General features: G+C 36.7%; 11 protein-coding genes. 2 read left to right on the top strand and 9 right to left on the bottom strand.

The window, feature by feature from the left end:
* Positions 1-133 precede the first annotated feature (133 nt).
* The 3 genes from ABFX33_RS17790 to ABFX33_RS26765 are packed head-to-tail and all read right to left on the bottom strand — an operon-like array spanning position 134 to position 1,881.
* The gene (locus tag ABFX33_RS17790; RefSeq protein WP_346087178.1) at positions 134-835 is read right to left on the bottom strand and encodes a hypothetical protein; all 702 of its coding nucleotides are present in this window, start codon (positions 833-835) and stop codon (positions 134-136) included.
* A 44-nt stretch (positions 836-879) separates the two neighbouring features.
* Positions 880-1,578: a hypothetical protein gene (locus ABFX33_RS17795; RefSeq protein ID WP_346087180.1), complete on the bottom strand. Its 699-nt coding sequence runs from the start codon at positions 1,576-1,578 to the stop codon at positions 880-882.
* 51 nt (positions 1,579-1,629) lie between these two features.
* Positions 1,630-1,881, bottom strand: coding sequence for a DUF5378 family protein (locus ABFX33_RS26765; protein ID WP_428835652.1), 252 nt, complete (start codon positions 1,879-1,881; stop codon positions 1,630-1,632).
* Positions 1,882-2,141: 260 nt separating this feature from the next.
* Here ABFX33_RS26765 and ABFX33_RS17800 point away from each other — a divergent pair, with 260 nt between their 5' ends.
* Positions 2,142-2,303, top strand: a complete 162-nt coding sequence (locus tag ABFX33_RS17800; protein ID WP_346087182.1) for a hypothetical protein — start codon at positions 2,142-2,144, stop codon at positions 2,301-2,303.
* 311 nt (positions 2,304-2,614) lie between these two features.
* On the opposite strand, the gene ABFX33_RS17805 is transcribed toward ABFX33_RS17800, so the two are convergent.
* The 5 genes from ABFX33_RS17805 to ABFX33_RS17825 all read right to left on the bottom strand — a co-directional run bounded on the left by ABFX33_RS17805 (position 2,615) and on the right by ABFX33_RS17825 (position 12,751).
* Positions 2,615-3,412 (bottom strand): hypothetical protein, encoded by a 798-nt coding sequence (locus tag ABFX33_RS17805; RefSeq protein WP_346087184.1) that lies wholly within the window; start codon positions 3,410-3,412, stop codon positions 2,615-2,617.
* A gap of 141 nt (positions 3,413-3,553) precedes the next feature.
* On the bottom strand, positions 3,554-5,815 hold the full coding sequence (locus tag ABFX33_RS17810) for a hypothetical protein (protein WP_346087186.1): 2,262 nt from the start codon (positions 5,813-5,815) through the stop codon (positions 3,554-3,556).
* A gap of 263 nt (positions 5,816-6,078) precedes the next feature.
* Positions 6,079-8,211, bottom strand: coding sequence for a hypothetical protein (locus ABFX33_RS17815; RefSeq protein WP_346087188.1), 2,133 nt, complete (start codon positions 8,209-8,211; stop codon positions 6,079-6,081).
* Between the two features lie 215 nt (positions 8,212-8,426).
* Positions 8,427-10,535 (bottom strand): hypothetical protein, encoded by a 2,109-nt coding sequence (locus ABFX33_RS17820; RefSeq protein ID WP_346087189.1) that lies wholly within the window; start codon positions 10,533-10,535, stop codon positions 8,427-8,429.
* Positions 10,536-10,717: 182 nt separating this feature from the next.
* Positions 10,718-12,751, bottom strand: coding sequence for a right-handed parallel beta-helix repeat-containing protein (locus ABFX33_RS17825; protein ID WP_346087191.1), 2,034 nt, complete (start codon positions 12,749-12,751; stop codon positions 10,718-10,720).
* 273 nt (positions 12,752-13,024) lie between these two features.
* Between ABFX33_RS17825 and ABFX33_RS17830 the strand changes: the two genes are divergently transcribed.
* On the top strand, positions 13,025-13,507 hold the full coding sequence (locus ABFX33_RS17830; RefSeq protein ID WP_346087193.1) for a hypothetical protein: 483 nt from the start codon (positions 13,025-13,027) through the stop codon (positions 13,505-13,507).
* Between the two features lie 353 nt (positions 13,508-13,860).
* On the opposite strand, the gene ABFX33_RS17835 is transcribed toward ABFX33_RS17830, so the two are convergent.
* Positions 13,861-14,358: a hypothetical protein gene (locus tag ABFX33_RS17835; RefSeq protein WP_346087195.1), complete on the bottom strand. Its 498-nt coding sequence runs from the start codon at positions 14,356-14,358 to the stop codon at positions 13,861-13,863.
* Between the last annotated feature and the right edge of the window lie 194 nt (positions 14,359-14,552).

Raw genomic sequence — 14,552 nt, forward strand, 5'->3', positions numbered from 1 at the left:
CGATGTTACAGTTCTTTGTGCCCCGTATCCGGATGCAACCTACTAGGAATACCCAACATGCTAATAATAGAGATGCCTGCTTATAGAATAGGCGTCCGGACAGTATAATAACTATAATTTTTGAAGGAGCAATCTATTTCTTTTGCCATTGCTTAAAATAGCTAATTATATTTTGATCATTTGAAGATAAATCATGGCTAACTTTACAAAAAATTTCGACCTTGCTCTGCTCATTTTTATATTTTGATAGAATTTCCAACGACATACATGTCCCTTTGAATTTAAGATCTAAATCTTCGCTTATTGGATGAATATTTATCTTATTAAACATCAACTGATCCAACGTAATACGGTACTCGGTTTCTACACCATCCTTATTCTTTAGAAGTCTAAGTAATTTTCTAGTCTGTCCTTCCACTACTGTGTCACCAGAAACCTTAAAATCGGCTATCAAAGGTGCAATAGGACTTATGTTTCTTTCAAATAGAAAGCCGTTCTTTTTGTCTGATCTAGGAATTTCTTTAATAAAATTGTGCTTTGCGTCAAAAGTGTAAGCTTTATTGGTATTCACCGAAGATACAAAGTAGCCGGCAAGTGAATCTGATGAAAACGAATTTTCTGTATCGACCTCTTTTTTCTGATCATGATAAACATTCATCTTAATATGATTTTGCTTGATCAAATATGGTTCTATAATAATAGTATCAAATCCCCAAAGATATGTATTAAATGGAGATAGATTATTTATCCGCATAGTTACAGTCAATTTATAGTCAACAACTTGTCCCGGAGCCCCCTTGATCTGAGAACTTTGGCATGCAAGAGTAAAACTCATTGTCAATATTAGGCAAATGAAAAAGTTATTAATGAAATACATGTTTAATACTCTTTAGCCGTTATCACACAATAATTTCCAGTAGTCCATGACCACCCCATTGAGACACTTCCTAATACTCTAACAATACAATTGCGAGTTTCGTAAGTTAAATTATCCGCAGTTGGATAAATATCGACGAGATTTTCACTCCAAGAAACAGGCAGAGGAATAAACCCTGTTCCTTTGATATATGATCCCAAATGTGCAATTGCATGAATATATGTTTTGCTCCATGTACCATATTTTTTTAGAGTTATCGTTTCTTCTGAAAAAACATTCCAGAGACCTGCCCTATTGGTTAGAACTGTCCATTTCACGTTAGCATCGTAGCTGGGTGTTGTAGAGGAAAGACCATCCAACATCGCGGAAGCGTCATAGGTATAGAAATTTTTCCAATCTTCAGCACTAGGTTCTGCTTTTTTGCTTGAGAATGCCTTTTTTTGGATACTGTTATTAGGAAGATAAGCATTTATAGTATCCTGCTTTTTATCTAATCCAAAAGAATAATACAATATTTTGGAGCCTGTTTCTTTATTTTTCTGCTCAAAAAATTTTTGTATAGCCAAATTATCATCATTTATTCCAGCTGCTCTTTTGAACGTTTCGTATTCATTTAGCTGCTTCTCTTTTATAGAGGTTACATCGCTCTTGTTACAACCCAAAACAAGAGTTGTTAACACCAGAATCATTAGTTTTTTCATATAATTTATTGTTTTTTGGAATTGATTTGATATTTAATTATTTAGTAAAATTTATCTACTGATAAAATTAGACTGCCCAAATACAGCCATGTTTGTACCCGTTCGGACTCCTTTTATCTTTTTAAGTAGAATAAGTACGTAAATACTACCGACGAATGGCAAATATATTATAGCTAACACATACAAGAGGAAATTGAATGGTCGTAGTCTACGCCTATTCGAAATCAATAGAAACAGCGAAATTAATTTCAGTAAAAACTCTAACAAAAATAGAAGTTGCCATAAAGTTAGTCCTAATAACATTATTTTAGTTTAAAAATGTAATTGATAATTGTTTTATATTAAGGTAAACGGCTATAGCACCAAGTTGTCCCTAAAATTATTAAGTTATTTTTCTGCATTCGAAAAATGCGCTATCCTTCAAACACAAATTCAATAAGAAAAACAAAAGAAAAAAGACGTATCTTTCTGTAGAGGCAATACAAGCTAGCGCTCTCCTATTCCATTCACGAATGGGAGCCCAGGATTGAACTGCCGGGAAATTTTTAGAATAATAAGACGCCATGAGATCCTTTTTATTAATTGTAATCGCCATCATTGCCAATTTTACACATAGTTATGCTCAGAAAGATCCGGAGCTTAAAAATGCACTCGGAAAAATGACTGCGGCAGTAACTTCAAACAGCGCAAGCTACTGTAAATTTGACGTCACCAAGGCTAATTAAACCGATGGGCGGAAGAGAGCGTGCTTGACAAGCGCTACTAAACAACAAATTATAGATGATTTGTCTGCAAGTCTTCACAACATTCCCCAACGTTAATGAAAGGTCAACTATAAATGCGGATTATGAAATGGGATATAAAGGAAAAAAATGTAAATATTCGATGCTGACTAATATCCTTATAGTTGTACACCATCATAGGCGCCGTTCTATAGTGCATCGATTTCAGTGGGAAATAATGTTTTCGATACAGGAAAATGAAAAAAAGCCTAGACTAAAAATCTAGGCTTTTACTATTTTTACCTGTAAAAAAATTATTTGATTGCCCCTATATGGTTTGATATGTTTCCATTAGCCGTTCCTGTCTCTGCTACTGGATGTAGGCGTAAATTAGTATCCATTATATTTCCTGATGCTGGACCTAATGATCTATAAAGTACGAAGTTCCCATCATTTTGTAACAGATAAAATGAATTCCTTGCTACATAAGCAAAAGAGTCTGTAGCTGGAACTGATAAATTGTCAGTTGCCCAAACTACTGTGTCATAATTTCCATTTCCGTAAGGACTTGCATAAATAACCAGGTTACCATCTCCATGAAAGGATAACCTATATGGATATCTAGTTCCATATTTTGCATTAGAACCAGCAGCCCAAAGAATTCTCCCGTTCGAGTTATCTTTAAGTACTAAATTACCATCAGTTTGTCCAATCAAAGTAAATCTTCCATTTTTGCTCGAAATACCAAATGGGAAATTTATACTAAAATCGGGTCCGAAACTTCCTGGACTAAGATTGGCTATATCTATTATCGTACCCTGTTGCTGCTTTGGTATTATAAAATTATTATACCATTTGGTGGGCCAGCCACAAAAATTAGGTGTATAATTTGGAGCGAAAACATCACAGCCTGATCCTCCTGATGGCCAGCCTTGGCCTTTTTTTCTAATTGAAGTGCTGTCAATTCCTGAAACATCTTTCTTTGAAGATTCGTTTTCTTTTGAAATTTCGTTTTCTTTTGAAATTTCGTTATTCTTTTCACAAGATGTAAATGAAATTAAAAGACAGCTCACTAATAGTGAAATTTTAGTAAAAAATACTTTTCTGTTCATAAATGTAAATTAATTAAACCCTAATATATGAAATGTTATTTAATCTATTGAGTAAAAAAATACAAAAAGTGCCCGAATACTTTAATCGGATAGCTTCTCCTTGGCGTTTGGTGATTTTCATAGAATAGGATATATCTGTAATTACGTAGCCAAAACACCGGCATTCCTTAAATTTGTTTTTAGATTCCGAAGTTCTGTTAGCAAACTTTGTACTTCTTCTTGAACATACGTGGCTCCCGGTGCAGTTGCTGAATCTGTACTAGCCAGTGCCTGCTTTACTAAGCCCGCTACCGAAGTATTCGCTAGAACTGGTATCTTCGCGATTGTATGCCATTTGTTCTCTTTAAATATAACTTCCAATAACTGCCCTTCAGCACTCAACGTCACAGCAGCACCTCCATCTATCGTATGCTCTGCGGCTGGACTTATAACCACTGTATTCGATGAACTGTCAATCTTTTTAATCAGAATGGAACGGCCATCCTTACTTGTCGTCGGTAAAGTAATGGTTCTATTTCCTAATGTAGCATCAAATAAAACCACATCCAGGTTGTCTGTAAAAGTTGGAATATTTGCGCTGACTACGGCAATATTTCTTCTGATATTGGTCGTGAACAACGCATTAGACCATGATGCATCATTTGTTTGGTACCAAACACCGTTATAGCATAAAAACTCCAATTCCATTAGGCTCCCTGCTGTATTGGCCGAAAGAGCAGTGATGGTATTTTGAGATAGTTTATAAGATGTTTCCGAAAATGCGATGGTTTTATAGTTAGGGCCTCCGGCTGTCAACAACACAATTCTCATTTTGGTATTATTGATATTGTTGACAGGCGCATTGATTACTGTCGGAGAATCAACAATCCGAAGAAAGACAGCTTCATTATCTCCTTTACTATTATCCGGTATTATATTCCCTCCACTAATATAATTTAGGGGCATAGCTCTCTTATATTTATCAGCCAGACCTCCGCCCGTACAAGCCACCCTTCCGTTGCCGATAGACGCAATAAATTGTGCGTCGAAAGCTTTCGGGGAATTATTTAAAATAGCGGGATTCACTATTGTACAAGCGGGTGGTGTTGCAGATGGTTCATAATATCGAAATGCTGCTCCAGATTTATTATTAACGACAGTATTTATAAATTGTACATTATTCACATCGGTAGCATAATGCGCGGATAAACTATTGCAGTAAACAATTTCGAAAGTATCGTTAATAGAGGTAAAACTTGGTGTATGGCCCGCATAGGTACTCGATGTACTATATTGCAGTATATTGCCTTTATTATTTATCGAATAAGAATTTTCTACTCCAGTGAATCTCGCCCAACCGGTAGTTCCAAAGTCGCAGTCTTTCACTGTGATTCGCTTGAGAGGTCTTCTATTTGAAGCTGCTGGGGCTTCAGCTACCAAATCCATACCTTTACCACTGATCCACCGACATCCATGTATAAGAATATCTTCCATTTTATCAAAGCTATCTTTTATCGGATCGTCTTTTTTTTCCTGAAGGGAATATTTGACTTCCAAATTGTACGAATCGGGATCAATAGCAGTGTCAAAAGTTATATTTCTAAAGATACCCTTCGAACTATTGATTAAATAAACGTCGTGAGTATCTCCATTTACTAAATAACCATTGTCTTTAAAAAGGATATTATCAAGCTCAAAATTATTAACAAAGCCGCTCACTCCTGTTAAAATATTATTATGTATTGTTCCATTCGTTACCTTTAATCCGGTGCAATAATAAATTCTCAGTCCTGATGTCATCTTTGATAAATTGAATTCATCTATAGTAATATCTGTGCAGCTATCAAATCGTAAAGAAGAAGAAATATCTGAATAACCAATCGAACCGTTGCTAGTTAACGATCCCTCCGCTATTAGTCCTTTAATCCTAATGTTTGCCGAATTGGTTGATGCAAATATCGCGTCCTTATCGGTTTGAACAGTTTTTTGTACGATAGACTTATTAAAGTATAAAGTTGTGTTGGACGGTAGATTGATAACTGCCTTTGTGATGTACGTGGTCTTCTCAGAAAATAGCAATGGTATTTTTCTAGTAGCTGAATAATTCACTGCCTTTTGGATACCTTCAGTAGCGTCCGATAAACCTTGGCCAGTCGCGCCAAAATACGATACATGTAAATGATCCATAAAATGGTGGACAAGTTTAATTCCGCCAGTTTCAATGAGGCTTCCACTATTATCCAACCCCGGATCAGGCGTCGTTGGAGCGAGATAATAAATAATAGGTGCTGGGGTATCCCCTTTTTGATAATAGCCCAATAACTGAACTCCCTCATAAGTTCCGTTTTGTAAAGCTGTGACTTCATTGGCAGATAAACCTCGCATAGCTGCCATCGTTTCCTTAACTAAAAATTGATTTGCCATATTCTTTTGTTTTTATGTGTAGAGCAAAAGTATGGCTGTGTGCGGGGCTATTTGAGGAAAAGAAGGTTTATGTAAGCGGTATCGGGGAGATACCGAAAAGTGTGCTTCATTTAAGATCCCAGAGCTACGAAGAAAACTAAACAAAATTGCCCCCCTTTAATCGCAAAGGGAGGCAATTTGGCTATTCTATTGATTTCACTAGTTATGGAATATTTATTGCCCATTTCCGAGAAATCGTTGATCAAATCCTGACACGGAATAGCCTAATTAAATTTAATAACACCATTTTTAGAAACTGGTACCGTAAGAGACGAATCCAATATAGGAGAAGAATTGGTTGAATTGTGAGATAATCCATTGACTATATATTTCGCTCCAGAATTAAAGGACATGACGGGGGCATCCATCACTAACATATCATAGATATTCGCAAACGATACATTCGCATTATTTGTATTTCCACATATGATAAAAGTTTTAGGTGCCAACGTGGACCGTGTAGTTCGTATCACATTTGTAAAACATGAACTTTTAATATAGTCTTGCACACCAATCCTTAAAGAGGATGTTCCGTCATAAAGCAGATTATCCACAGTTACGTTTTCTCCCATGATATCCAAATGGCTGACGTTTGTCGCTACATTATCCGATACTTTGAGCCTTAGATTGTCAATAGCATATCCTTTACCTCGAGTAAGTAAAAAACTCCTATTTGAGGTTAAGAAAGCTGCATTTACATTGAGAATGTTAATATTGGTATTTACGATTGAAACATTTGCATAGTTGTTTACTGAGGATGACAAACCAGTCGACAAAATACTGCCACCTGCAGTGCTGTTTCCGATATAATTGGTATTATCCAATGTTATATCCAGACCGTTAATAGAGATATCTGTCCCGGAAAGCGCAATATTCGCGCCGTCAATTCTACAATCTTTGAAACTCACTCCACAGGTGAGATCTACACTGCTTCCCAATCTAACAGCATATTTATCGACAAGATCCTTTGCTGGTAGTGCAACACAATCTTTAAAACTAATTCGCTTTTGTGAAGCTACCACCGTTCCACCTTGTGTTATAAAATAGTTGGAATAACTATCAATTGTGATATTTTCGAACTTCAGATCTCTTATGTTCTCCGTATTCACTGGAGCAATCTGAATAGCCCCATCAACGTAATTGGCGTACACATTTCTAACCTGTAAGTTATAATTGCCCTGCATTTGTAAAAATATCGTACATCTATCACTTAACGTTGAAGCATAAAATTTTAAACCGTCCACAATGGTATCAGCGTCAAGTTTTATAGCTGAAACCATCGGATATTGCATTGCTGTTGCATACACTGTCAGATTATACATTTTTATACCACGACACAATCCTACCCCAGACAATTTTACGGCTCTTTTAGAGATATTTCTGAATATACAATCTGAAATCGTGATATCGAAATAATTGACACCGCCAGCAACGCTATAGAACCGGATACCATCCGCATCTAAATACCCTGAATATGTATTAAAGTCTAGACCATCATCGAGTATATTGACAATATTTTCAAAAGTACACCCTTTGATGATACCACTGCTACTATTGCTTGTAGGTGTGGTTGGTTCTGAACCGTTATATAAAAATATTCCGCCCGTAAATCCTTGCCCTACCATTGGGGTACCACTTACAGCTGTATTATTATATTTACGGATATCTTTGAATACACAATTGTGGATGGAAAAATTCCGAACACCATAAGGGGACAGCATTAGGCCATACGCATTATTACTCGGGTTGCCTCCACTCACAGTAGCAGTCAGATTTTTAAACTCAGTCTTGCTAATTACTACATTCTCACTGTTATCGGCAACGAACACCAAGGAGAAACTTGGTTGCTTGTTATTTCCATCCAAGACAATATCAGTTACTTCAACATTACTATTGTTTACTGTTAAGATTCTATCGCCAATTCCGCCATTAAATTTTAATGTACCGTTTTTGATTTTTGAACCATCTACAACAGTTTGAATATTCTTACACAACACTTCCCTTGTACCCAGATCTACCTGTCCAAATTTCTTTAAGATAATATTCAAGGCAGGACTAAAATCTGTATTTGACTGGTGTCCATAATAACTAATATCTACAAATCCCTTAAATTTATGTACAAGCTTAATGCTGCCAGTTACAATGACACTTCCGTCGTCATTTGGTCCCGGATCAGGATCGTTTAATGGGTCTACATAGTAGTAGATAATCGGCTCTGGGGTGTCCCCTTTTTGATAATAGCCCAATAACTGAACTCCTGCATAGATTGGATTGTTCCCTTTCAATCCATCGATTTCACTTGCCAGCAGATTTTTCATCTGCATCATTGTTTCTTTAATTAAAAATTGATTTGCCATATTCTTTTGTTTTTATGTGTATAGCAAAAGTATGGCTGTAAACTAGGCTATCTAAGGAAAACAAGGCATATTTGAGCGGTATCGGAGAGATACCGAAAAGTCTTTGAATCCATGCATTTCAATCTACATACCATGAACAAAGAAATGCGGTATCTTTGAGAATATCGCATTTCTTTCACCTAGCTATTTAAGAATTAAATTCCAATCACAGACTTTTAGTCTGCTAATATTTTTGCAGCCTTTAATTTCGTCTTTAAATCCCGAAGTTCATTCAATACACTTTGGGCTTCTGATTGTGCATAAGTAACACTTGGCACCAATGCTGAATCTGCTGATGGAATAGCCTGTAACATACCGATAACCCCAAAAGGAATCCAATTGCTGCCAATATATTTCCAACCAAGGGGCTGTCCAATAATATTTGTACTATTATAAACTTCATCTCCTTGTTCTCCACTGATACTAGGGATTGTGGCGGAATATCTTGTTAAATTCTTGTTCTTAAAACCACTTAAAAATCCATTGGTAGTTATCGTTCCGAACTGCTCAACAATTTCCCATTTGTTTCGACCGACACTTCTCACCCTAATTCTATCTCTATTCGTTCTAAGAACCAAGGATGTTGCGGCATTATTCACACTGTTACCTATACTATCGCCTGATTTTACGCGTATTTGGGAGACGATAGCATTTGGATTTTCGAATTCATACTCCAGGCCTACGCTATTATTTGCCAATGGAAGGGTAAACACATTGTCAACAGTCGATGACAAAACAATTCCGTTGAAAGATCCCGATACGATGTCCAAGTCTGAAGAAAAACTTCGGTATTTCTTTACCGCATATTCATTCTTAAATCCATTGGTCTTACTTATGATAATCTCACCATTGCTAACCGATTTCTGCCCATAGGTATTAATATTTTTTATGTAGAAATTATCAATACTCTGGCTGGTACCACAATATAACCATATCGGTACGAGCATCCATTTGGTAGTTCTGTTATCAACAATGGTAATGTTTTCGATGCTAACTTCGCCATGCCCCAATTGTAACGATTGAGCCGGGTCTATGTAGGCAACTACAGCACATTGGCTCTCATTCGTACTAACAATATGATCTTGATTACAATTCTCAATATAGATATCTCTCAGAACAACTTTCGGAGATCCCTCAAACCAACGTGCAAAATCTATGGATCGTTCCTTTGAATTTAATATCGTCACTCCTTGAATAAATATTGCGCCATAAATTTTTTCAGATGGTCTCATTCCATTCGCTTCCAATGGCGGGTTTGCAAAGCGAATCGCACCACTTGTACCATCATCTACTGAGGTATAATTTGTTATCTTAACATTATAAGATGGATTTATGTATTTCGCATCGGTAAGAAATCCGGGGACCAACTGCAAACCTCCTTTTTTATTATTTCTGGTCGTTACATTTGTTAAAGTAACATTGATAATATCGGTACCTTTTGCATTTGGTTCGATATCAATACCGTAGCCTGGCGCTTTGAACAACGTTTCTCCTGTATTGATATATGCGCCTCCGTTGACTACACCTTCTTCCCAGCTAACGATGCTCAACCCCTGTCGACGATTATCGTCTGCGATACAATTAAATAATCCTCCTCCTTTTGTCCCTTTACTATCAGAACCTACATAGTAACCATCCCCCCAACATTTGGAGATATAGCCTTCATATACATTGATATTTTCACAATCCACGATATAAATACCATAACCATCCTCCCCTAGAATGTTAAGGTGTTCCCCCACATCTCCGATTATCTTTGGAGCATAAATAGAAACATTGGAGACATTGACACAGCTTATAAAAGTATATGCGTCGGCTGCTGTTGGCTCCATTTTTAGGGTAGCTTGATTAATAAAGCTCAATGTACTGTTGGTTCGCAATTTAATTCCACCACCGAATTTAGAAGCTGGATAATTGCTATCTACTGGATTTATTAGACAATCTTTGGAGATGACGACAGATTTATAGTTGTCGATCACCTTTTGAATAATTTGGGTTACATTACCTGCTTTGTATGCGCCAAAATAACCTACATCTACTTTTTCCGGAAACTTGTGTATTAATTTTATTCCGCTTACGGCAATGACGCTACCTCCGTCATCAGGCCCGGGATCAGGAGTAAGTGGAGCTAGATAATAAATAATCGGGGCTGGGGTATCACCTTTTTCATAGTAGCCCAATAACTGAACTCCCTCATAAGTTCCGATCTCTAGTGCATTGATTTCAGCGGTAGATAATGTTGTCATTGCCGCCATGGTCTCTTTAATTAAAAATTGATTTGCCATATTCTTTTGTTTTTATGTGTATAGCAAAAGTATGGCTGCTACGGAGGCTATCTGAGGAAAACAAGGTTTATGTAAGCGGTATGGGATAGATACCGAAAAGTACACTCGTTTGCAAGAGGCTAAATAAAAAAAGCCTCCCTCTGCCGATTAGAGGGAAGCTTTTTGGTTTATCAAAAGATAGATTAAGCTTGTTGGCCACTGGCTCTATCGGCAACCAATTTTGCATTCAACGATCCACGGACCTCGCTGGTCAAATTACGGAGATCATTGTATTTATCAATCAGGGTGTTCAAATTAGCAACTACCTCGGGCAACGTATTCGCTACCGAATCTGCCACTGTATCTGGCAAAGGACTTGCTGAACCTGCCACAGCTGCGGACTTCTTCACCAAGCCTATTTCAGAATTGTTCGCCTCCAAAGTAATATTTTGATCCAATACCTTTACAGATGCCCCCGATTCATTGGAGATCCTCTGCACAAACTGTCCAATCAGAATATTATTTTTAATATAGGTTTCGGAAAGCGACAGAGAGGCTCTAATACCTACAGATAAAGCATTTGCTGATTGTAATATTGTATTATCTTCTATTACAATGTTTGTACTGGCAGCAACTCCTGTGATATAAATACAGGGACCATTTGCCCGACCGGAGCTGTTGAAATTATTAATGACATTGCCTTTCACAATGCAATTGGACAACATCCCACTATTGGAGAAAAAGCCCATACTTAGGTTTGAACTGTTATTGTTGTAAATGAACAAATCGCTACAATTGCTATAATTATAGGCCATGACAGAGGCACCTATCTGCTTATTAATCGTGTTGGAATAAACCTTAATTCTGGAACTATTGCCTGCAGACACCATTGCATGCATTAATGTGTCAACAGTATTCGCATGAACGGTTAATCCCTGAACTTCGGTTTGACATAACACAAAATGGAATGATCGCCAGGAGAAATTAGAAGCAATGACAACATCGAAGACCGTGTCAAGTTTAATCGAAGTGATGTCGAGGCTAGTTGCAAATGTATTGCCACTTATATCAATAGCCTTTGCGGATCCATAGCAATAGATAAATGTTGTTATTTTATGCGTTCCTTTAGTTTCAAAGGATAGATGATTATTTTTAACAGTGATATTTTTCACCACCATATCCTCCTTAAATCTTTCAGCATTAACCTTAATCAAAGCGCTTACTGTTGAAGCTTTTTCCTCAGTAGCTTGGATCGTGTTATTGTAAAAATTCACGTTCTTGATCTCAGTATTTGGTCGCATGCAATTGGCTTCGAAATCATGGCCAACATTATTCATAAAAGTATTGTCATAAATATTTACATTGGACACGCGATTATTTTCATTCGGTTCGATGTCAATTCCATCCATTGGCAATTTCCCCTTAACTGTCCCTGTATTACTGATTGTAGAATTAGAAATACTGATATTATTTCCTTTAGTGACGGTGATACCCTGACGTCCATTTTTGTCTACTATAATATGATTGACGGAAATATTACTGCTGGCATTGGATAAGGTATGAAGACCACCTATCCATATGCCATCTCCCCAGCATTGCTCAATCGTAATGTCTTGGACGCTGATGTCCTTACAGCCATCGGAAATACTGATACCGTTCCCCCATTCTCCCGAAGTCCCAGTATGTGCTTCGATATCGCCCACGATCCGACCTCTACCAAAAACACCACTATCGGTAACGTTTGAGAATAGAATAATTGCATACCGCGGATAATCATTAGCGCGAATAGCAATTGTGGCATTCAGTTCCAGATAAACATGCGACTTCATAATTATACCAAAAGCATCGTAGCTAACAGGCAGACTCAAAAGAACATTTTGACTGATTTCTACAATTTTCACATTGCTACTTTCTGCGTATACTATAGCGCGATTGATTCTTTCGAGACAATCGGCAACGCCACCAATTGCACCAAAATAGCTGACATCCACTCGATCACAAAATTCGTGAAAGAGGTTGATTTCACTCACTGTGATCACACTTCCCCCATCATCTGCACCGGGATTAGGAGTCGTCGACGCCAGGTAATAAATAATCGGTGTTGGGGTATCCCCTTTTTTATAATAGCCTAATAATTGTACACCGTCGTAGGTTCCGTTTTGTAAAGCCGAAATTTCAGCAGCAGATAAGCCTCGTATAGCTGCCATCGTTTCTTTAACTAAAAATTGATTTGCCATATTCTTTTGTTTTTATGTGTGTAGCAAAAGTATGGCTGCTACGGAGGCTATCCGAGGAATACAAGCGGTATGTAAGCGGTATGTGGTAGATACCGAAAATACAGATTAAGGGACCTAACGATTTATTATATTCCATCTATAGGAACGCAATAAATACATCCGAAAATAAATTTTGAACCGTCAAGATTTTACGTAATTTAGGCAAGTTCAAATTGATGGAATACGCCATATAATGATCAACTAAATAGACGCTCAGATGAGCTAAATATTGCAATGCATTTTTTAAAAACAACAATTACTTCCTCATTGTTTGTCATTGGTGGGATGATCCTTTTGTATAAAAGCAATAGAGAACGGTCTGATTATATCAAGAATCCAGGAACAATAACTTATCTATCAAAAGAGTATAAAGAACTTCCTAAGAGATTCCATGGCAAATACAGATATCTTAAAATAGACAGCTATCCTTATGTTTTTGAGCTTTATATGCCCAATAGTGTTTTAACCGAGCAAGATATAGATGATCTACATGTAGGTGATAAAATTGAAATATACTACAGCGAAAATTCGGGTATAAAAGAGACTGGCATTAATGATGATGTGGAATTTATAGATTATCAAAAAACACCATTTTTCATTAACATTCGATTTGAAGATATATTCAGATATATATTTATATGGTTCGGAGTTGTGCTTTTCATGATAGGTTTGTTTCACAAATTAAATAAGAGTCGCCCATGGAGGGGGTATCATTAATTGGAGGGTGCTCCCGTCGCATATTAACGGTGCTGACGAATGAGATAAGCATGGTCATGGCAGCTTATCAATCAAAATTAGTAGTAAAGCCCTAAATAACTGATGTCATGCAGGTCTTTAAAAATGAAATTTAATACAATTAATTTTCTTGGACTGTTGGATATGTAGTATCCACTTGCTGACTTTCGTAATACACGCTCTGTGCAAAAAGATTCTTAGCTCAGGGAAGCACTTTCTATCATGACAAAAGCATAGCTAAAACCGTCAATCATCTAATGGAACTTATCGATGAATCGATCAAAAAAAGTAATTAGCTTTAAGTCATTTGATCTTCAGGGCGCCAAACATAAGCATTACCAAACTGCGACCCAATAAATTATATTTTTCTCCAATTTATTGACAGCGACACCGTAAGTAATCCCATGTTTCCAATGAAATGGCATTGATGCATTTTCACCAAGAATTTCATTTTTAAACTGCCTTTCCTTATTGTCAGTATGGATAATATAAAATTCATAATTAGGATCAGCGGGTATCCCATTTTTATAACTGATAAAATTTGGAACAGGAACATCGCCTTGTAAATTAGCACTGTCAATCTTCGGAAATTCACTAAAGCCATCTATGATCTTTTCATTTCTATTGATGATTAAAAGATTTTTATCGCTCCCTCTATAATACTTAGTATCTTTCAACCTATTAAGTAATTTACTGATTTTTTTTTCACTTACGTTGCGTTCAACCAGGTATAGATTGAGATTATTATTTTCGATGCCTTCATTATAAATGATATCCACCTCACTTCCCAATTGCTGAGGGAAATGATCTGTAGACTCCTTCGGAAAATTCATCCTATGCTCAGCCAAAATCTGAGTACTCTTGAAATCAATATGATTCCTTCCATCGCAAGAACAGAAGAATAAAAATACTATAAGGCAGTTCAATATTTTCAATATACTTAATAATGATTTGACGACTTTGCTATGCATCGTATTTTGTGTTTTTGTGTCTCATTGTAGCTTTAAAAGCTTTTGTTTAACCGTTT

It is taken from the genome of Sphingobacterium ginsenosidimutans, assembly GCF_039536865.1.
In the GTDB taxonomy this organism is placed as follows: domain Bacteria; phylum Bacteroidota; class Bacteroidia; order Sphingobacteriales; family Sphingobacteriaceae; genus Sphingobacterium; species Sphingobacterium detergens.

Coding starts and splice junctions, on each gene's coding strand:
- ABFX33_RS17790 (WP_346087178.1), bottom strand. CDS start 835: ATGAGTTTTACTCTTGCATGCCAAAGTTCTCAGATCAAGGGGGCTCCG.
- ABFX33_RS17795 (WP_346087180.1), bottom strand. CDS start 1,578: ATGAAAAAACTAATGATTCTGGTGTTAACAACTCTTGTTTTGGGTTGT.
- ABFX33_RS26765 (WP_428835652.1), bottom strand. CDS start 1,881: ATGTTATTAGGACTAACTTTATGGCAACTTCTATTTTTGTTAGAGTTT.
- ABFX33_RS17800 (WP_346087182.1), top strand. CDS start 2,142: ATGAGATCCTTTTTATTAATTGTAATCGCCATCATTGCCAATTTTACA.
- ABFX33_RS17805 (WP_346087184.1), bottom strand. CDS start 3,412: ATGAACAGAAAAGTATTTTTTACTAAAATTTCACTATTAGTGAGCTGT.
- ABFX33_RS17810 (WP_346087186.1), bottom strand. CDS start 5,815: ATGGCAAATCAATTTTTAGTTAAGGAAACGATGGCAGCTATGCGAGGT.
- ABFX33_RS17815 (WP_346087188.1), bottom strand. CDS start 8,211: ATGGCAAATCAATTTTTAATTAAAGAAACAATGATGCAGATGAAAAAT.
- ABFX33_RS17820 (WP_346087189.1), bottom strand. CDS start 10,535: ATGGCAAATCAATTTTTAATTAAAGAGACCATGGCGGCAATGACAACA.
- ABFX33_RS17825 (WP_346087191.1), bottom strand. CDS start 12,751: ATGGCAAATCAATTTTTAGTTAAAGAAACGATGGCAGCTATACGAGGC.
- ABFX33_RS17830 (WP_346087193.1), top strand. CDS start 13,025: ATGCATTTTTTAAAAACAACAATTACTTCCTCATTGTTTGTCATTGGT.
- ABFX33_RS17835 (WP_346087195.1), bottom strand. CDS start 14,358: ATGAATTTTCCGAAGGAGTCTACAGATCATTTCCCTCAGCAATTGGGA.